At 68.9% G+C, this 19,537-nt stretch carries 19 protein-coding genes; 10 read left to right on the top strand and 9 right to left on the bottom strand.

What is annotated here, in order from left to right; translation table 11 throughout:
- Positions 1-47: 47 nt before the first annotated feature.
- Positions 48-830, top strand: a complete 783-nt coding sequence (locus ACSSVZ_RS23915; protein WP_453973340.1) for a hypothetical protein — start codon at positions 48-50, stop codon at positions 828-830.
- A gap of 118 nt (positions 831-948) precedes the next feature.
- Here the strand turns inward: ACSSVZ_RS23915 and ACSSVZ_RS23920 are convergent, their stop codons facing one another.
- A complete protein-coding gene (locus ACSSVZ_RS23920) occupies positions 949-1,983 on the bottom strand; it encodes an aspartate-semialdehyde dehydrogenase (RefSeq protein ID WP_453973383.1) in 1,035 nt (344 codons plus the stop codon).
- A gap of 521 nt (positions 1,984-2,504) precedes the next feature.
- Between ACSSVZ_RS23920 and typA the strand changes: the two genes are divergently transcribed.
- The 7 genes from typA to ACSSVZ_RS23955 all read left to right on the top strand — a co-directional run bounded on the left by typA (position 2,505) and on the right by ACSSVZ_RS23955 (position 12,632).
- Complete coding sequence (gene typA / locus ACSSVZ_RS23925; protein WP_453973341.1) at positions 2,505-4,328, top strand: translational GTPase TypA; 1,824 nt, start codon at positions 2,505-2,507, stop codon at positions 4,326-4,328.
- Positions 4,329-4,490: 162 nt separating this feature from the next.
- Complete coding sequence (locus ACSSVZ_RS23930) at positions 4,491-5,036, top strand: N-acetyltransferase family protein (RefSeq protein WP_453973342.1); 546 nt, start codon at positions 4,491-4,493, stop codon at positions 5,034-5,036.
- A 397-nt stretch (positions 5,037-5,433) separates the two neighbouring features.
- Positions 5,434-5,979 (top strand): inorganic diphosphatase, encoded by a 546-nt coding sequence (gene ppa, locus ACSSVZ_RS23935; RefSeq protein ID WP_453973344.1) that lies wholly within the window; start codon positions 5,434-5,436, stop codon positions 5,977-5,979.
- Between the two features lie 144 nt (positions 5,980-6,123).
- On the top strand, positions 6,124-6,711 hold the full coding sequence (locus ACSSVZ_RS23940) for a TetR/AcrR family transcriptional regulator (protein ID WP_453973345.1): 588 nt from the start codon (positions 6,124-6,126) through the stop codon (positions 6,709-6,711).
- Between the two features lie 81 nt (positions 6,712-6,792).
- A complete protein-coding gene (locus ACSSVZ_RS23945; protein ID WP_453973346.1) occupies positions 6,793-7,998 on the top strand; it encodes an efflux RND transporter periplasmic adaptor subunit in 1,206 nt (401 codons plus the stop codon).
- A 13-nt stretch (positions 7,999-8,011) separates the two neighbouring features.
- Positions 8,012-11,185, top strand: coding sequence for a multidrug efflux RND transporter permease subunit (locus ACSSVZ_RS23950; protein WP_453973347.1), 3,174 nt, complete (start codon positions 8,012-8,014; stop codon positions 11,183-11,185).
- A 514-nt stretch (positions 11,186-11,699) separates the two neighbouring features.
- On the top strand, positions 11,700-12,632 hold the full coding sequence (locus tag ACSSVZ_RS23955) for a CHAD domain-containing protein (RefSeq protein ID WP_453973348.1): 933 nt from the start codon (positions 11,700-11,702) through the stop codon (positions 12,630-12,632).
- Positions 12,633-12,728: 96 nt separating this feature from the next.
- On the opposite strand, the gene ACSSVZ_RS23960 is transcribed toward ACSSVZ_RS23955, so the two are convergent.
- The 8 genes from ACSSVZ_RS23960 to ACSSVZ_RS23995 all read right to left on the bottom strand — a co-directional run bounded on the left by ACSSVZ_RS23960 (position 12,729) and on the right by ACSSVZ_RS23995 (position 17,496).
- A complete protein-coding gene (locus tag ACSSVZ_RS23960) occupies positions 12,729-13,214 on the bottom strand; it encodes a copper chaperone PCu(A)C (protein ID WP_453973350.1) in 486 nt (161 codons plus the stop codon).
- A 72-nt stretch (positions 13,215-13,286) separates the two neighbouring features.
- On the bottom strand, positions 13,287-13,934 hold the full coding sequence (locus ACSSVZ_RS23965) for a cytochrome c oxidase assembly protein (protein ID WP_453973351.1): 648 nt from the start codon (positions 13,932-13,934) through the stop codon (positions 13,287-13,289).
- A 172-nt stretch (positions 13,935-14,106) separates the two neighbouring features.
- The gene (locus ACSSVZ_RS23970) at positions 14,107-14,529 is read right to left on the bottom strand and encodes a metallopeptidase family protein (RefSeq protein ID WP_453973353.1); all 423 of its coding nucleotides are present in this window, start codon (positions 14,527-14,529) and stop codon (positions 14,107-14,109) included.
- A 209-nt stretch (positions 14,530-14,738) separates the two neighbouring features.
- Positions 14,739-15,365: an N-acetyltransferase family protein gene (locus ACSSVZ_RS23975; protein WP_453973354.1), complete on the bottom strand. Its 627-nt coding sequence runs from the start codon at positions 15,363-15,365 to the stop codon at positions 14,739-14,741.
- A gap of 112 nt (positions 15,366-15,477) precedes the next feature.
- Positions 15,478-15,603 (bottom strand): hypothetical protein, encoded by a 126-nt coding sequence (locus ACSSVZ_RS23980; RefSeq protein ID WP_453973355.1) that lies wholly within the window; start codon positions 15,601-15,603, stop codon positions 15,478-15,480.
- Positions 15,600-16,112: a disulfide bond formation protein B gene (locus tag ACSSVZ_RS23985; protein ID WP_453973356.1), complete on the bottom strand. Its 513-nt coding sequence runs from the start codon at positions 16,110-16,112 to the stop codon at positions 15,600-15,602. Before ACSSVZ_RS23985 ends, ACSSVZ_RS23980 begins: the two co-directional genes overlap by 4 nt.
- Before the next feature lie 272 nt (positions 16,113-16,384).
- Positions 16,385-16,966 (bottom strand): YqaA family protein, encoded by a 582-nt coding sequence (locus ACSSVZ_RS23990; RefSeq protein WP_453973357.1) that lies wholly within the window; start codon positions 16,964-16,966, stop codon positions 16,385-16,387.
- 131 nt (positions 16,967-17,097) lie between these two features.
- A complete protein-coding gene (locus ACSSVZ_RS23995; protein ID WP_453973358.1) occupies positions 17,098-17,496 on the bottom strand; it encodes a RidA family protein in 399 nt (132 codons plus the stop codon).
- 102 nt (positions 17,497-17,598) lie between these two features.
- On the opposite strand from ACSSVZ_RS23995, the gene ACSSVZ_RS24000 reads away from it, so the two are divergent.
- Both ACSSVZ_RS24000 and ACSSVZ_RS24005 read left to right on the top strand, forming a co-directional pair.
- Positions 17,599-18,657, top strand: a complete 1,059-nt coding sequence (locus ACSSVZ_RS24000) for a MaoC family dehydratase (protein ID WP_453973359.1) — start codon at positions 17,599-17,601, stop codon at positions 18,655-18,657.
- A 102-nt stretch (positions 18,658-18,759) separates the two neighbouring features.
- Entirely contained in the window at positions 18,760-19,518 is a 759-nt protein-coding gene (locus ACSSVZ_RS24005; RefSeq protein WP_453973360.1) for a response regulator transcription factor, read from the top strand.
- Positions 19,519-19,537: the final 19 nt, after the last annotated feature.

Here is a 19,537-nt window from a genome sequence, read left to right on the forward strand (position 1 = left end):
GCCGCGCGTCGCGCCCCGTCCGGCGCGATGCTTCCTTGGAAAACGCGATGGTGAAGAAGGCGCATATCGCCAGGTTCGGGGCCAGCCTCGCCAGCGTCTGCACGTCGGCCACCACCCAGGGCATCGTCGGCATCTGCGGGCTCCTGTTCGGCTGCGCCACGTGGTGGATGTCGGAGCAGTCCGCGGCCGACTACGAGCGCCGGCTCGCCGGCCTTGAAGCCGATCTGACGGCGGTCCGGGCGGAGCTCGTTCTGGCGCGCGAGGATCTGGGCAGCAGCCGGAAGACCATCGAGGAACTCCAGGCGCGCTATCTTTCCGCCTCGCTGCGCCAGCTCTCCGGGCTGGAGCCCCGGCTGCGGCACCTGGCGCCCGGCGAGGTGACCGACCTGTTCCGCGATTTCAGCCGCAGCCAGAGCGGCGAGGACGGCGCCTGGCTCACCCGGGTGGAGCAGGCGGTGGCGCTGCCCGATGGACGTTTCCTTGTCCTCATCGCCGACGGGGAGTATCCGCCGCCGGCGATGGGCGCCACGTTGACCCTGGCGCTGCTGGACGGTGGGGAGCTCACGCGCGTGGAGACGTTCGGAGCGACCCAGGACGCGACGTTCGACGTCGATGCCGTCGCGAACCGGATCTCGCTCGCCATCCGGTCGAACAGCCGCCCGGCCGACCCCGACGTGCGTTCCGTCCAGTGGTGGACGTGCCGCTACGCGATCGACGGCGAGACGTTCCGCGCCCGCTTCTCCGATCTCGATCTCGAGGGGTCGGAGCTCGCGGACGCGCCATGCGAGGGAACCGGCGGGCAGGTGACGACGGTCAACGGGCGGCAGTGAGCCGCCCGCCGCGAGGCGGCGGACCGGCCACAGAAAAAGGCGGCCGTTGCCGGCCGCCTCCCGTTATGGCGTGAGTTGGATCTGCGCGCTCCGGGTCGGGAGCGCCGGCAGGCGGCGCCTACGCGGCTTGCTTGCGGGGCGTGATCAGCTTGCGGTTCACCAGCAGCTCGGCGATCTGCACCGTGTTCAGCGCCGCGCCCTTGCGCAGATTGTCGGAGACCACCCACATGGACAGGCCGTTGTCGACGGTCATGTCCTCGCGGATACGGCTGATGTAGGTCGCGTCCTCGCCGGCCGCCTCGTAGGGGGTCACGTAGCCGCCGGGCTCGTGCTTGTCGACGACCAGACAGCCGGGCGCCTCGCGCAGGATGTCGCGGGCCTCTTCCGCCGTGATCGGGTTCTCGAACTCGATGTTCACCGCCTCGGAATGGGAGATGAACACCGGCACGCGCACGCAGGTGGCGGTCAGCTTGATCTTCGGATCGAGGATCTTCTTGGTCTCCACCACCATCTTCCACTCCTCCTTGGTCGAGCCGTCTTCCATGAAGACGTCGATCTGGGGAATGAGGTTGAAGGCGATGCGCTTGGGGAACTTGTTCGTCTGCAGCGGATCGGAGACGAACACCGCGCGCGTCTGGGTGAACAGCTCGTCCATGCCCTCCTTGCCGGCGCCGGAGACCGACTGGTAGGTGGCGACGACGACGCGCTTGATGGTCGCCGCATCGTGCAGCGGCTTCAGCGCGACGACCAGCTGAGCGGTCGAGCAGTTCGGATTGGCGATGATGTTCTTCTTGGTGAAGCCCACGATCGCGTCGGCGTTCACTTCCGGAACGATCAGCGGCACGTCGGGATCGTTGCGCCAGCACGACGAGTTGTCGATGACCACGGCGCCGGCCTTGGCGATCTTCGGCGCCCATTCCTTCGAGATCTCGCCGCCTGCCGACATCAGGCAGAGATCGATGGTCGAGAAGTCGACGAACTCCAGGGCCTCGACCTTGAGGGTTCGGTCGCCATAGGAGACCTCGGTGCCCTTGCTGCGGCGCGAGGCGACAGCCAGCACGCTGTCGGCCGGAAAGCCGCGCTCGGAGAGGATATCCAGAATTTCCCGGCCGACATTGCCTGTCGCGCCGACGACTGCGATCACGTAGCCCATGGCGTTGCTCATCTTCGATCGTGTGTCCGTTCGCGCGGCAGTCGCCTCCACCAAGGGCGGGCCGGAACGGCAGACGCGCGTTTACCGCGTCTCACCGTCAGTGTCCATTGCCGCCAGGTGCGCCGCAGGTGCGCTTCGGGCAGCTTTTCGCGTCCAAAAACGCCGGTTCCGAGGGGGTGCGGCCAAGAAATGGCGCGAATTGCCTTTTCGCGCCGCGTCCGATCCGCTATGGCTCTTGCGCTGCAGCACACGCGCGGTGCCGGCGAAACCCGCTCCTCCAGCCGCCGGATCGACAGGATCGCCGTTTCGACAACGCGGCGGTCTCGCGTTCGGAGCCATGGGGCGAACCGGCCCGGCCACTTCCGACCAGGTGGTGACATCTGATCGACAAGGAATGGCTTCAGGATTCAACAAGTTGAGCATTGCGTTCCCGATCGGATCGGTTCGATCCGGCCGGGACATGCTCTAGCGACACACGAACATCGATCGTCCGGCCGCGGACGATCCAGACGGACATCTTCATGACCCTGCGCAACATCGCCATCATCGCCCACGTCGACCACGGCAAGACGACGCTCGTCGACCGGCTCCTGCAGCAGTCCGGAACCTTCCGCGACAACCAGCGGGTCGCCGAACGGGCGATGGACTCCAACGACATCGAGCGTGAGCGCGGGATCACCATCCTCGCCAAGGTGACCGCGGTCATCTGGAAGGACACGCGGATCAACATCGTCGACACCCCCGGCCACGCCGACTTCGGCGGCGAGGTCGAGCGCATCCTGCAGATGGTGGACGGCGCGATCCTGCTGGTCGACGCCGCCGAGGGGCCGATGCCGCAGACCAAGTTCGTGCTCGGCAAGGCGCTGAAGGTCGGCCTGCGGCCGATCGTGGTGATCAACAAGATCGACCGCCACGACGAGCGCCACGAGGAAGTGCTGAACGAGATCTTCGACCTGTTCGCCTCGCTCGACGCCGACGAGGACCAGCTCGACTTCAAGGTGCTCTACGGCTCGGCCAAGGAAGCCTGGATGGCGGAAGAGCCGACCGGCCCGCAGGAATCCATCGGCCCGCTCCTCGACCTCGTGGTCTCCCACGTTCCGCCGCCGCCGGTGGACGACGGGCCGTTCCGGATGCTCGCCACCACCATCGAGGCGCATCCGTTCCTGGGCCGCATCCTGACCGGCCGGATCAGCTCGGGCGAGGTCCATCCGAACCAGGCCATCAAGGCGCTCAACCGCGAAGGCAAGGTGGTCGAGACCGGCCGCGTCAGCCAGGTGCTGTCGTTCCGCGGGCTCGAGCGCCTGCCGGTCGAAAGCGCCAGCGCCGGCGACATCGTCGCGCTCGCGGGCATGCAGACGGCCACCGTCGCCGACACGCTCGCCGATTCCTCGGTCACCGAGCCGATCGAAGCGCAGCCGATCGATCCGCCGACCGTGTCGGTCACCTTCCGCATCAACGACGGGCCGCTGGCCGGCCGCGAGGGCGACAAGGTGCAGAGCCGCGTCATCCGCGACCGTCTCCTCAAGGAAGCCGCCGGCAACGTGGCGCTGAAGGTCGAGCCGGGCGAGGACGCCGACTCGATGATCGTGTCGGGCCGCGGCGAACTGCAGCTGGCGATCCTGATCGAGCAGATGCGCCGCGAAGGGTTCGAGCTGACGGTCAGCCGGCCGAAGGTCGTCTACAAGCGCGACGACGACGGCAACCTGCAGGAGCCGGTCGAGGAAGTCACCATCGACGTCGACGACGAGTATTCCGGCGCGGTCGTCTCCAAGCTCTCCGAGCGCAAGGCGGAAATGCAGGAAATGCGTCCGTCGGGCGGCAACCGGGTGCGGCTGCTGTTCTACGCCCCGACCCGCGGCCTGATCGGCTATCAGGCGGAGCTGCTTTCCGACACCCGCGGCACGGCCGTGATGAACCGCGTCTTCCGGGCCTACGAGCCGTACAAGGGCGAGGTGCCGACCCGTCACACCGGCGTGCTCATCTCCAATTCCGAAGGCGAGGCCGTCGCCTACGCGCTGTGGAACCTGGAGGACCGCGGTCCGATGATGATCGATCCGGGCTCCAAGGTGTACGAGGGGATGATCGTCGGCGAGCATACCCGCGGCAACGACCTCGAGGTCAACGTGATGAAGGGCAAGCAGCTCTCCAACGTGCGCTCCTCGGGCAAGGACGAGGCGATCAAGCTCACCCCGCCGATGCGGATGACGCTGGAGAAGGCGCTGGCCTTCATCGCCGAAGACGAGCGGGTGGAGATCACGCCGCAGTCGATTCGCCTCCGCAAGGCGATCCTCGACCCGAACGATCGCAAGAAGGCGGAGCGCAGCAAGCAGGCCGGCGTGGCCTGACCGGCTCCCCGGCCCGGGCGCCGGAACGGCACGGAAACCAAGGCCTTCCAGCCGATCACGACGCCGCCGGCATCGGCCCGGCGGCGGTCGTGCTTGTGGGCGATCGCCCCGGCAGCGGCTTTCCTCTTTTCCCGCCGCGAAGGTCGAGCTACCCTTCCTCTCATGAAGACGGGTTCGATCGGCATAAGGCGCGCACGGCTGACGGATGCTGCGGCGATCGCAGAGGTCCATGATTCGGCCTGGCGCTACGCCTACCGCGGGGTCCTGCCGGGCGCCGAACTGGAGCGCATGATCGCGCGCCGGGGACCGGCCTGGTGGGAGCGCGCCATCCAGCGCCGGGTGTCGATCATGGTGCTGGAAGTCGGCGACACCGTGCGCGGCTACATCACCTTCGGCGCCAGCCGGGCCCGCAGCCTGCCCTACCGGGGCGAGGTCTACGAACTCTACATCCAGCCCGAATATTCCGGTCTCGGCTTCGGCCGCAGGCTGTTCGATGCGGCGCGGACGGCCATGTCGAACGAGGGTCGGCGGTCGTTCGTCGTGTGGGCGCTGGCGGACAACGAGGCGGCCTGCCGGTTTTACGAACGCCTCGGCGGGCACGCCGTCGCCAACGCGGAAGAGACCATCGGCCCGGCGCACCTGCCGAAGATCGCCTTCGGCTTCGCGGCCCGGCACGCCCGCCAGACCGGTCCCGAACACTCCGGCTGAGGCCGTCCCGGTGCGGGCGACCTGGCGCGCAGCGACCGGCTCGCGCATGCCGGCGCGCACGGGCGCCCAGTCCGGCCGGCGGCCTCCAGGAAAACGTTGCTGCAGCAAGCGGTTGGCGAGACACGGCGGGGCCGGGGGCGGGCGGCGTGCGGGGGCGCACCCGGCGCCTCGAAGCGCAGGCAGGAATGCCTGGGACGGTTAGCCGGCGCAAAGGCGGCGCGGCGCCATGCCGCACCCTCCGGCTCCGGAGGCCGCTTCGTTCACATTGGCGCCAAAAAGCGGGTCGGCGCACTTGTCCGCGGCGTAGAGCCGTGGTTGAAGGCACCACGCCGGTCGATTTTGCAGCGCGTCATCGCTGCGGTGCTGTCCCGGCAGAGAAAAACAAGGTGACACCAACATGCGCATCGAGGCGATCCCGATCGGGACCAACCCTCCCAAGGACATCAACGTCATCATCGAAGTGCCGGTGGGTGGCGAGCCGATCAAGTACGAGCTCCACAAGGAGTCCGGAACGCTCTGGGTCGACCGCTTCCTGTACACGCCGATGCGCTACCCGGGGAACTACGGCTTCGTGCCGCACACCCTGGCCGACGACGGCGATCCGCTCGACGTGATCGTGGTCAACCAGCGGCCGATCGTGCCCGGCGCGGTGATGAACTGCCGCCCGATCGGCGTGCTGATGATGCAGGACGAGGCGGGCGCGGACGAGAAGATCCTCGCGGTGCCGACCACCAAGCTCACCCGCCGCTACGAGACGGTGCGCAGCTACGAGGACCTGCCGAAGATCACGCTGGAGCAGATCGTCCACTTCTTCGACCACTACAAGGACCTCGAGCCGAACAAGTGGGTCGAGGTGACCGGCTGGCAGGGCCCCGAGGAAGCCGAGGCGATCATCGAGCGGTCGATCCGGCAGGCCGCCGCCGAGACCAAGCCGGCTGAATAATCTGCGGGCCGGCCGGCCCGGAAATCCTGGGCCGGCCGGCCGATCACGCAGTTATTGATTGTTGCGGCGCAGCAAACATATTGACGGCACGCGTCCGGCTATATAGATAACCGTCCGGTTGGAAATTAATCGGACGACAGTACCATGGGTCGCAAACGTACCATCGACCGCGAAGCGGTTCTCGACGCTGCTCAGTGCGTGGTCCAGCGGGACGGCACCGCCCGGCTGACCCTCGATGCGGTGGCCGCGGAAGCCGGGATCTCCAAGGCCAGCGTTCTCTACGACTACAAGACCAAGTCTGCCCTGATGCGGGCGATCGTCGAGCGCCGCATGGCCGCCGAACACGCCCGCGAGGACCAGATCCGCGCCGCGCTCGGCAACGTGCCCAACGCGTTCATCCGCACCCGCCTCACCGCCGCTTCCGACCCCGCCACCGACGACGACCAGGCGATCACGCTGTGCATGGCGGCGGCGGTGGCCCAGGACAACGAACTGCGCAAGCCGATCTGCAGCAAGATCGGCGACAGCATCGCCGAGCTCCGCAAGTCGTCGAAGAACCAGGACGGCGCGCTTCTTGCTTTCGTCGCGCTGGAGGGCCTGCGGATGATGGAGCACTTCGGCGTCTACAATTTCGACCCGGCCGACCGGCTTCGGCTGATCGAACAGATTCGCTGGCTCGTCGATCAGGAGCCCACGCGGGTTCCGCTCGATGTCCCGGCCGAGGTCGCCTGACCGCACCCCCTTTCGACCAATCAGTTTCTTTTGCACGCCCCGGGCCGACCTCGTCCCGTGCGTGGCATACGGAGAGCCGGAATGTCACGGACCCGATCTTCTTTCGCTCTGATCGCCGCCGCCCTTCTGCTGCCGATGCTGGCTGCCTGCAACGACAGCGGCGACGGCAAGGACAAGGCTGCGGCGGCGCCGGCGCGGCCGCCGTCGGCGGTGTCGATCATCACCGTCGAGCCGGAGGTCATCCCGATCGTCAACGAACTGCCGGGCCGGATCTCGCCGACGCGGATCGCCGAAGTGCGGCCGCGGGTCTCCGGCATCGTGACCGACCGGGTGTTCACCCAGGGCAGCCGCGTCGAGGCGGGCGACGTGCTCTACAAGATCGATCCCGCGAAGTTCAAGGTCGAGGTCGCCCGCACCCAGGCGAGCCTGGAGCGCGCCAAGGCCGAGCAGCTTCGCGCCCAGCAGGACACCGACCGGCAGAAGCTGCTGCTGGATCGCAAGGTCATCGCGGCCCAGGCTCTGGAGACGTCGACCGCGACGCTGGCCCAGGCCAACGCCAACGTTGCCGTCGCGAAGGCCGAGCTCGAAGCCGCCCAACTCGATCTGCAGTACGCCGACGTGAAGGCGCCGATCTCCGGCCGGATCGGCCGGGCGCTGATCACCGAAGGCGCGCTCGTCAGCGCCAACAACACCGAACCGCTGGCGACGATCCTGCAGCTCGATCCGGTCTACGCCGACTTCACCCAGTCGGTGCGCGACCTGATGGCGCTGCGCAACTCGCTGCACATGGGGGCGCTGGCCAAGGATCCCGGCGAGGCGCCGGTCAAGCTGCTGCTCGACGACGGCACCCCGTACGGACAGCCGGGCCGGCTGCTGTTCTCCGACACCACCGTCGACCGCACCACCGGCCAGGTCATCCTGCGCGCCGAGTTTCCCAACCCGGACGGCGACCTCCTGCCGGGCCTCTACGTGCGCGTGCTGATCGAGCAGGGCATCGAGGAGAACGCGCTGGCGGTGCCGCAGCAGGCGGTCCAGCACGACGCCGGCGGCAATGCCCAGGTCTACGTGGTCAGCGCCGACTCCAAAGCCGAGCTGCGCCCGGTCGAGACCGGACGGATCATCGGAGAGCGCTGGATCATCTCCGAAGGGCTGAAGGCCGGCGACAAGGTGATCGTCGAGGGCTTCCAGAAGATCCGGCCGGGCGCGCCGGTCAACGGCCAGCCGTGGAAATCGGAAGGCACCGCAGTGACGGAGCCGTCCACCGGCGCTCCCCAGAAAGCCGGCTGAGGGCACCCCAACGATGCCGAGATTCTTTATCGACCGTCCGATCTTTGCCTGGGTGATCGCGATCTTCATCGTGATCGCCGGCGTGATCGCCATCCCGCAGCTGCCGATTTCGCAGTATCCGAAGGTCGCGCCGCCGCAGGTGTCGATCCAGACCAACTACCCGGGCGCCTCGCCGGAAGACCTCTACCAGAGCGTCACGCGGCCGATCGAAGAGGAGCTCAACGGCGTCGACGGGCTGGTCTATTTCGAGTCCACCTCCGAGGCGTCCGGCCGGGTGAACATCACGGCCACCTTCGAGTCCGGCACCTCGATCGACCAGGCGTCCGTCGACGTGCAGAACCGCATCCGGCGGGTGGAATCGCGCCTGCCGGACGTGGTGAAGCGCCAGGGCATCCAGGTCGACCAGGCCAACTCGGGCTTCCTGATGGTGGTCGCCCTGACCTCGACCGACGGCTCGATGAGCCCGGTGGGGCTCGGCGACTACATCACCCGCAACGTCATCGGCGAAATCCGGCGCGTCGAGGGCGTCGGCAGCGCGCAGCTGTTCTCCACCCAGCGGGCGATGCGCGTCTGGATGGACCCGGACCGCATGGTCGGCCTGGATCTCACCGCCGACGACATCATCGCCGCCATCGGCGCCCAGAACGCCCAGGTCGCCGCCGGCAGCATCGGCGCCGCCCCGGTCCCGGATTCCCAGCAGATTTCCGCGACGGTGCTGGTCGAAGGCCAGCTGAAGACGGTCGAGGACTTCGGCGGCATCGTGCTGCGCGCAAATCCCGACGGATCCACGGTGCGCCTGCGCGACGTGGCGCAGGTCGAGCTCGGCAGCGAGAGCTACAACTTCTCCTCCCGCCTCAACGGCCAGCCGGCGGCGGCGGTCGGCATCCAGCTGTCGCCCTCCGGAAACGCGCTGTCGACCTCCGACGCGGTGCGCGAGCGGATGGAGGATCTCTCCCGCTACTTCCCCGAGGGCGTGGAATACGACGTTCCCTACGACACCTCTCCCTTCGTGGAGATCTCCATCGAGAAGGTGCTGCACACGCTGCTGGAGGCGGTCGGGCTCGTCTTCCTGGTGATGTTCCTGTTCCTGCAGAGCTTCCGCTACACGATCATCCCGGCGATCGTGGTGCCGATCGCGCTGCTCGGAACCTGCGGCGTGATGCTCGCCACCGGCTTCTCGATCAACGTGCTCACCATGTTCGCGATGGTGCTGGCGATCGGCATCCTCGTCGACGACGCCATCGTCGTCATCGAGAACGTCGAGCGCATCATGGCGACCGAGGGCCTGGGGCCGCGCGAGGCGACGATCAAGGCGATGGGCCAGATCTCCGGTGCCATCGTCGGCATCACCGTGGTGCTGACGGCGGTGTTCGTGCCGATGGCGTTCTTCCCCGGCGCGGTCGGCGTCATCTACAAGCAGTTCTCGCTGACGATGGTGGTGTCGATCCTGTTCTCGGGCTTCCTGGCGCTGTCGCTGACGCCGGCGCTCTGCGCCACGCTGCTGAAGCCGATCAAGGGTCACCACGAGCGGCGCGGCTTCTTCGGCTGGTTCAACCGCAACTTCACGCGGACGACACAGGGCTACGGCAAGACGGTGCGCGGTTCCACCCGCTACGCCGGCCTGTTCATGATCGTCTATCTCGGGCTGGTCGTTGGTCTCGGCTACCTGTACCTGCGGCTGCCGACCGCGTTCCTGCCCAACGAGGACCAGGGCTTCCTGATCGTCGACATGCAGGCGCCGCCGGACGCGAGCGCCAACCGGACCCTCGACGTGATCCGTCAGGTCGAGGCGATCATGCAAGGCGAGGAAGCGGTCGACAAGGTCATCTCGATCCTCGGCTTCTCGTTCTCCGGATCGGGCCAGAACGCGGCTCTCGCCTTCGTCACGCTGAAGGACTGGAGCGAGCGCGGGCCGGAGAATTCCGCCAACGCGATCGCCCAGCGGGCGAACATGAAGATCTTCGGCATCAAGGACGCCATCGCCTTCGCGCTGTCGCCGCCGCCGATCCAGGGTCTCGGCACGACCAGCGGCTTCTCGTTCCGGCTCCAGGACCGCAGCGGCCTCGGCCAGGAGGCGCTGGTCGCCGCCCGCGACCAGCTTCTGGCCGCCGCCGGCGAGAGCCAGATGGTGACCGGGTTGCGGGTGGAGGGCCTGCCGGACGCGCCGCAGGTCAGCCTGCTGATCGACCGGGAGAAGGCCAACGCCTTCGGGGTCCAGTTCGCCGACATCAACTCGGCGATCTCCGCCAATCTCGGCTCGTCCTACGTCAACGACTTCCCGAACGCCGGCCGGATGCAGCGGGTGACCGTGGAGGCGAGCGAGCGGAGCCGCATGCAGACCACCGACCTGCTGGACCTCAACGTGCGCAACGTCAACGGCGGCATGGTGCCCCTGTCGGCGTTCGCCACGGTGGAGTGGACGCGCGGGCCGCTGCAGGTGGTGGGCTACAACGGCTATCCCTCGATCCGCATTTCCGGCCAGGCGGCGCCGGGCTATTCCTCCGGCGATGCCATCGCCGAGATGGAGCGGCTCGTCGGCGAACTTCCGCCGGGCTTCGGCTACGAGTGGACCGGCCAGTCGCTGCAGGAGATCGCCTCGGGCACCCAGGCTCCGCTGCTGATCGGGCTGTCGATCCTGTTCGTGTTCCTGCTGCTGGCGGCCCTCTACGAGAGCTGGGCGATCCCGCTGGCGGTCATGCTGGTGGTGCCGCTGGGGGCGCTCGGCGCGGTGCTGGCCGTGATGATGCGCGACATGTCCAACGACGTGTACTTCAAGGTGGGCCTGATCACGATCATCGGCCTGTCGGCCAAGAACGCCATCCTGATCGTCGAGTTCGCCAAGGACCTCAGGGCCGAGGGCAAGGACCTGTACGAGGCGACCTGGGAGGCGGCGGAACTGCGCTTCCGGCCGATCCTGATGACGTCGCTGGCGTTCGCGCTCGGCGTGACGCCGCTCGCCATCGCGACCGGCGCCAGCGCGGCCAGCCAGAACGCCATCGGCACCGGCGTGCTCGGCGGCATGATTTCGGCCACCGTGCTGGCGCTCCTGTTCGTGCCCGTGTTCTTCGTCTTCGTGATGCGGACCTTCGGGTCCCGCGCCAAGAAGGTGATCGCGCCGCCGGCGAGCGGCGGCGCACCGGACGATGCCGCGCCACCGGCCGGACCGGGACAGGAGGCGGCCCACTAGAGACTTTTCCGGTCACGTCACTTCGACCTGAACGGGACGTGCTCTGGGCGCCTCCGGAGCGCGCGATGAAGGCCGTCGGGGACCGCTCCCGGACGGCGAAACGGGCTCTCGCTGGCATTCGATCGGGTGGGTTTACCCGATCGAGAGGATACCGCCAGGGATCGGTTTCCGCGGCTGCCTCGCCGTGACAGGATCCCGGAATGCGCTGCCGACGGTCCGCCCGATGGCGGCCGTCCAGGCGCAGCCGGGCGCGCCTCGGATGGGCGGCGGGTGCTGCCCCGGGGAACCTTCCCGGGGCGCACACGTTGCCTCTCCGAGCGGACGCGACTGGCCGGCTGCGATCGGCGACTCCAAGCGTCGATCGCGGCCGGCCGGGTTGCCTTCCGGCCCGATCGCGCCCGGATGCGGAGCTGCGACGGCTGGGACGCGCCGGTCGCAGAGCGCCGGAGCCACGCGTGTCCGGCGACCGCTCTCCCCGACCGAACGACCCGAGAATGACCCAAGGGAGATCGCATTGGCCTACCGGTTCAAGCTCGACGACGCCGCCGTTGGCGAGGGCGTCCGCCGCATCGCGGTGGAGCAGATCGACAAGGCGATCGAAGAGCTCGACGATGCTTCCCTCGACGCCCGGCTGACCGTCCATCAGGTGCGCAAGCGCTGCAAGAAGCTGCGCGGCGTGGTGCGCCTGATCCGTCCCGCCTTTCCCGACTACAGCCGCGAGAACGCAACCTACCGGGATGCGGCGCGCGAGCTGTCGTTCCTGCGTGATACCGAGGCGCTGATCGAGACCTACGACCGCGTGACCGGCCTCTACGAGGCGCAGATCGACCGGCAGGCGTTCGCCTCGATCCGCCGCCGGCTGACGCTCCGGCAGAAGGAGGCCGAGGCGCGCGACGATCTCGCCGACCGGCTGGACGCCTTCCGCGAGACGATGGTGGAGGCGAAGGTGCGGGCGCTGCGCTGGAGCCTGGAGGGGAATGGCGCCGATGCGATCGCCGGCGGTCTCGCCGAGACCTACGGCCGGGCCCGCAAGGCGATGAAGGCGGCGCGCCGCAAGCCCTCCGCCGAGGCCTTCCACGAGTGGCGCAAGCGCATCAAGTATCACGGCTACCACGCCCGGCTCCTGACGCCCGCCTGGGAGGGGCCGATCGCCGCGCATCACGCGGCCGCCGATGCGCTGGGCAAGACGCTCGGCGCCCACCACGATCTCGACGTGTTCACCCAGTCGCTCGCCGAGGAGCCCGACGCCTACGGGCGGACGGGCGACATCGAGGTGTTCGTGGCGCTGATGGACGAGCGGCGGAAGGGGCTGGAAGCGGAGGCCCTCGACATCGGCGAGCGGCTGCTGTGCGAGCCCGCCGACGCGCTTTCCGAGCGCTGGGGCGCCTACTGGCGCGCCTGGCGCAAGACCGGCGACCTGCCGGCGGCGGCTGCCGCCGCCGCCTGAGGCGGCGTGGCTCGGTCGATACAGACGGGGGCGATCTCCCGTAGATCACCGTCGATCACCGGCCGGCCCCGTCGCCCCTTCGCTCGGGGCGGCCGCTCAGTGCTGCTCGCCCGCCTTCTCGACCTCGACCTCCACCTCGACCGTGCCGGCCGGGCCGAAATCGAGGGTGAGCGGGAAGGCATCGCCCACCTCGATCGGTCTGTTCAGCCCCTGCAGCCAGATGTGCTCGCGCCAGGCGGCCAGCGAGACCGGCTTCATCGACGGAACGTCGATGGTGTCGACCTCGGTCACCGCGCCGTCCTTGTCGCGCCGGAAGCCGGCCGACGCCGCGATCGGCGAGCTGACGCCGACCAGCGTGACGGTGTCCGTGCCGCGGTTGAGGATCGGCACGTAGACGGCCATCCCATCGGCACCGGCGGCGGGCGGGCTTGCCCAGATGTGGCCGACGGCGATGTCGCCCAGCTTGTAGCTGTGGGCCATGGCGGCGGTGGCGCAGGCGAGCAGCGCGACGGCGGCCGCGGCGACGCGCAGCGGCGCGCGGCGGCGCGCGGTGGGGGTGGAGCGGCAAACGGGCACCGTCATGGGGCCTCCGGTGGTCTCAACTGGGGGTGAGAGCGGGGCGAGGGGAAACCGGTTCCGCCTGTCCCTCTCCCGCTATTGCCGCGGCGCGTCGTTGGCGAACGAGGCCTTGCCGCCCTCGGCGAGCTCGGCGTCCAGCGTCTCCGACTCGCCGGCCAGGTCGCGGGCGGCGGCGATCTGTTCCGCCGTCAGGCCGGTCTGCTTGAAGAAGGTGTAGGACAGCGTGACGGACTTGAGGTCGGCCGCGTCCTTGTCGTTCAGCATTTCCTCGTCGAGATAGAAGACCAGCGGCATTTTCGCGCTCTCGCCAGGGCCGAGGCGCTCCTCGGTGAAGCAGAAGCACTCGATCTTGAAGAAATACGGCGCCAGCTGGTAGGGCGTCACGTTGAAGCTGGCGTGCGCGACGATGGTCTCGTCGGAGGTGTTGCGGGCGGTGTAGTAGGCCTTGGTCGGTTCGCCGATGCGGGCCTCGACCGAGCGCTGGCCGGGCTCGAACTCCCAGTCGAGCCCCGGCGCGACGTTGGCGTCGAAGCGCACCGTGACCGTATGGCCGTCGGAGGTGGCGGGGGCGACGGAGGCCTCGGCCCGGTTGACGGTGCCGCCGTAGCCCGTCGCGGCGCAGAACATCCGGTAGAGCGTCGGCGAATAGGAGACCAGGCCGATCATCACCGCGAGCACGGTGACCTGGACGGCCAGCAGCGGGGCGTTCCTGCCGATGCGCATGACGAGCGTCCTTCCCTGATTGTCCGCCCTGCGTGTCCGCAGAGGGCGCGGGCGCCGGTTGCCTCCTTATCTAGCAACTGTGGCGCCCCCGCGCCCGTCAGACAGAACGACGCACCCGCGGGACGGGCCCGCAGGGAGGCGCCGACCGCGGCGTCGGGGCCGACGGATCCGCTCAGTCCGAGGCGGCCTCGATGGCTTCCATGTCGGCGTCGGAAAGGCCGAAATGGTGGCCGATCTCATGGATCAGCACATGGGTGACGATGTCGCCCAGGGTGTTGCCGGTGTCGGCCCAGAAATCCAGGATGGGGCGGCGGAACAGCCAGATCTGGTTGGGCATCTGGCCGGTCTGGGCCAGGCCGCCGGAGAGCGTCATGCCGACCCCCTCGAACAGGCCCAGCAGCTCGAAGGGCGAGTCCAGACCGAGATCGTCCAGCGCGTCCTTTTCGGCGAAATCGGCGACGCGGATGACCAGGTCGCCGGTCAGCGCCCGGAACGATTCGGGCAGGCGCTCGAAGGCGCTGCGCCCCAACTGCTCGAACGCATCGAGATCGGGCGCGGTCAGGGCAGGCCAGCGGTCTGGGTGCGTCGTTCTCATTTCGACTCTGCGGTGAGAGAATCCGGCTGGATTCTCAGTCTGTTGATCAGTTCTGCCGGACCCGTGCACGTGCCGCAGCCAGCGGAGCGGCGGCTGGATCACGCCGCCGGGGGCGGCAGACCCGGCCGGCCGGGGCGCGGAGCGTCACGGGCAGCCGGTGATGGCACCCGATTCGATACCGTGCCTATCGGTATGGCGCGTCGGGCGCATTAGCATATGACATGGCCGGACCCTGCACCGTGCGGCGTTTGCGGACCGTTGTCGCGGTCTTCGGGGGCCCGTCCGTCGGCGAGGCCGTCGAGCGCGTTCCAGTGATAGGCGACTTCGGAGAGGACCGTCTGCCCCAGCGTCTCCTCGCGCACGCCGGCAAGCGTGCCGCCGAGGCGCTTGTAGAAGTGCCGGGCGCCCTCGTTCTCGCGCAGCACCCACAGGCTCATGGCGCGGATGCCGTCGTCAAGCAGGGCGCCGGCCATGGTCCGCATCAGGTCGGAGCCGATGCGGCGGCGCTGGAACGCGCGCAGCACATAGAGGGTGGAGATCTCGCCGTCGTGGCCCTTCGACTTCAGGGCGGCGGCGCGCTGCTGGCCACAGGAGCCGAAACCGGCGATGCCGTGATCGGTCTCCGCCACGAAGATGCCGGTGGTGCCGTGGCGGCCCGGGGCGCGCATGACCTTTTCCCAGAGCTGGGCGCGCCTGGTTTCCGACTGCGCGTCGAGGACGGTCGGCGGCAGCAGGCCGGCGTAGGTCTCGCGCCACGCCGCGACGTGTATCCGCCCGATCTCGGCGGCATCCTCGATGGTCGCGGCCCGTATGGCGATGGCGCGCGAAGTCGTCATGTGCCTCCCCCCGGAAAACCCAAGCGGAAGAAGTGTGCAATGCGCCGGTCGGCGCGTCGACAGGAAAACGCGGCCAGGGTGAACACCGGAAGCGTTCCAGCCTGGTCCGGAGTCAGAGGTAGGTGAGAACGAGATAGACGATCAGCCCGAGCGCGGCGACATAGCCGAGCCCGCGTCCGATCCGCCGGCCCCATCGCTCCGTCCAGTCTTCCGGCGGCGGGGGCGGCCGGCGGCTCATCGGCTGCGGACCCGCCCGCCCAGCGCGCCGACGAGGCCGATCAGCACCAGCACCGCGCAGACCACGGCGTTCCAGCCGGCAAACGACAGCCCGAAGATGCGCAGGGCCGGCTCGGTGCAGCTGACGATCCGGGTGGTGCTGAGCGTCTGCAGCAGGCTGCCGGCGCTGCGCACCGTGGTGTCGGCGGTGGCGCAGTCGGTCGGCCCCGGCCAGAAGCCCCATTCCGCGCCGGCCTGGTAGACGCCGAGATAGCAGCCGTAGGCCATCACCACGGCAAAGGCGAACAGCAGGATCCGCGAGGTCCGCACCCGCCCGACGGCGGCGAACCAGACCGCGAGCAGCGCCAGCGGGATGCCGACATAATAGGGCACGCGCTGCTCCAGGCAGAGCGGGCAGGGCAGGTAGCCGCCGATCAGCTGGAATCCCCAGGCGGTCAGGATCGTCGCCGCTGAGACGACGAACGCGGCGGCCGCGTACAGCATGAGGCGGCGGCGGGAAAGCGGATTCACTTCAGGCTCCAGCATGGGGGCAGCATACGGCGATCACGGTCGGCTTCAACGGCGGTGTTGCCGCACCTGCTCGGGCCGCGGGGCGGTCGAAGGCGGACGAGACGCGGGAATCAGGCGAGGGACCATGTCGCGCCTTCTTGGCACAGATTGCGACAAAAAGGCGGTGCGATCGTCTCCGGTCGCCGCGCGCCTGGCGGCGGCGAGCCGCCGGCCGTGCGGCGGACGTCCCCGAGGACCGTGGCTCCCGGGCCGGGCCCGCCCCCCCGAACGCGCTACATCAACAGCTTGGCGGCGACGAAGCCGCCGACGAGCAGGACGACGCCGACGGTGAACACCAGCCCGAGCCGCTTCTCGATGAACGCCTTGATCGGCGGGCCGAACAGGTAGAGCAGCCCGGACACCACGAAGAAGCGGAGGCCGCGCGACAGCACGCTCGCCACCATGAACACCGCGAAGTCGAGCCCGGTGGCGCCGGACGCGATGGTGATCACCTTGTAGGGAAACGGCGTCAGCCCGGCGATGAAGACGATCCAGGCGCCGTAGTCGTTGTAGCGGGCCGCGAAGTCCTCGAACTTGTGGGCATAGCCGTAGAAGGCGAGGATCGGCTGGGCGATGGTCTCGAACGCGGCGTAGCCGATGAGGTAGCCGAACGCCCCGCCGATGACCGAGGCGACGGTGCAGATCAGCGCGAACCACGCCCATTTGGACCGCCGCGCGATCACCATCGGGATCAGCAGCGCGTCGGGCGGGATCGGAAAGACCGAGCTTTCGGCAAACGAGACGCCCGCAAGCGCTGCGGGGGCATGGCGGCCGGCGGCGAGAGCCAGCGTCTTGTCGTAGAGGCGGCGAAGCATCGGATGTCCTTGGCGGAGCGGGACCGGCCACAGGCCGGCGCGGTCCCATCACACGGGCTGCGGAGCCCATAGCGCAGTTTGCGGACGATGACGAGATCGGCGTGCGCGGGATGCCGCTCCAGCTTCCGACTTCAGTCGTCCGGGCGGGAGATCCTGCGCCGGGCGGTGACTTCGATCTCGATCTTCATCTCCGGGCGGATGAGGTCGCAGACGATCATCGTCGCGGCCGGCCGGATCCGGCCGAACACCGACCCGAGGATGGCGAACACCCGTTCGACGTCGTCGGGATCGACGATGTAGTAGCGGGCGCGGACCACGTCCTCGAACGAGGCGTCGGCATCGGCCAGCGCCTGCCCGACGGTCGCCAGCGCGTTGCGGGTCTGCTCCACCACGTCGTCCGGCATCGTCATCGTGGCGTAGTCGTACCCCGTGGTGCCGGAGACGAAGACCCAGCGGCCGTCGACCACCGCGCGCGCGTATCCCGCGGCGGCCTCGAACGGCGATCCGGAAGAAATCAGCCTGCGTGTCATGTCGGAACCCTCCCTCGGCCTGGCGTTCCACCACGCCATCTTGACAGCACCCCGGGCAACCGCTGCAACAGGTTTCGAGAAACCACGATCGGGGTGCGGCGCGTGTCGAAAACCTTCTACGGCAATTTCTTCGAGGACTTCACCGTCGGGATGGAGATCCGGCACGCCACGCCGCGCACCGTGACGGCCGGCGACGTCGCGCTCTACACCGGCCTGTTCGGATCGCGGTTCGCGGTGCAGTCGTCGGAGGCGTTCGCCCATGCGCTGGGCTATCCGCACAGCCCGGTCGACGATCTTCTGGTCTTCCACATCGTCTTCGGCAAGACGGTGCCCGACATCTCCCTGAACGCCGTCGCCAACCTCGGCTACGCCGGCTGCCGGTTCATGGCGCCGGTCTATCCGGGCGATACGCTGAACGCGGTCTCCGAGGTGATCGGCGTGAAGGAGAACTCGAACGGCAAGACCGGCGTCGTCTACGTCCGCTCCACCGGCTACAAGGCCGACGGCACCGAGGTGCTGGAGTACGTGCGCTGGGTGATGGTGCGCAAGCGCGACCCCGACACGCCGCCGCCGGAGGCCCACGTGCCGCATCTCCCGGCGGCGCTGGACGCCGACTCGCTCGGCAACGCCGTGCCGCTGCTCGACGTCGACGGCTGGAGCGATGCGCTCGCCGGCTCGCCGTTCCGCTATGGCCACTACTCGATCGGCGAGAAGATCGACCACGTCGACGGCATGACCATCGAGGAGGCCGAGCACCAGATCGCCACCCGGCTCTACCAGAACACCGCCCGGGTGCACTTCAACCAGCACACCGAGGGCGAGGGACGGTTCGGCCGGCGGCTGGTCTACGGCGGCCACGTGATCTCGCTCGCCCGGGCGCTGTCGTTCAACGGGCTGGCCACCGCCTTTCATCTCGCCGCCATCAATGGCGGCCGGCACGTGGCGCCCGCCTTCGCCGGCGACACGATCTATGCGTGGTCGGAGGTGCTCGACATGGGCGAGATCCCCGGACGGCGCGATCTCGGCGCGCTGCGGCTGCGGACGGTCGCCACCAAGGACCGGCCGTGCGCCGATTTCCCCGACCGCGACGCCGACGGCCACTACGATCCGTCGGTGGTGCTCGACCTCGACTACTGGGTGCTGATGCCGGTCACCGAATAGGGCCCGATGCGCCGCCGCCGCCGCGACGCACGGCGATGGACGGCGGCGCGGGTTGCGCTACACTCGCCTCTCGACGTCGAGGTTGAGGTTGAGGACCGGCCGATGCTGACCACGCTCGGCGCACGCGACGTGCGCCTCGTCGGCAAGCTGATGGCGACCCTCGCGGACTGCGAGGATCGGGACCGCATGCGCACCCGCGCCGGCGAGGTTCTGCTCGACCTGCTGCATGCCGACCAGTTCGCCTCCTTCGTCTGGGATCCGGTCCGGCGCAGCTTCGGCGACGGGGTGTTCCTCAACATGGACCCGGCCAACGTCGATACCTACGACGCCTATTTCCAGTTCCGCGACCCGATCACGCTGGAGCTGAAGAAGCGGCTGCGCGCGACCCACGTGAACGAGGTGCTGGAGCAGCCGGCGCTCGAGCGGACCGAGTTCTTCAACGACTTCCTGGCCCGCGACGGCCTGCATTTCGGCATGAACTACCACGGCCACGACGGCGTCCGGCACGTCGGCGACCTGCGCATCTGGCGCCGGCGCGGCAAGCCGAACTTCGACCGCTCCGAGCTGGCGCTGCTCGACCTGATCGGTCCGGCCTTCACCTCGGCGATGCGCACCGCGTACCGGTTCGCCGATCGGCGCGGCGGCGACGACCGCGCCGCCAGGATCGCGGTGGCGGCGGCGCACTACCGGCTGACGCCGCGCGAGACCGAGGTGGCCCGGGCGCTGGCCGCCGGCGGCAGCGACGCCACCATCGCCGAGGCCTGCGCCATGAGCGTGCCGACGCTCCGGACCCATCTCACCCACATGTTCGCCAAGACCGGCTGCCGCTCCCGCGCGGCGCTCCTGGGCGTGCTGCTGTAGTCCGCCTGCGAGCGGAACG

The organism is Amorphus sp. MBR-141, assembly GCF_053628695.1.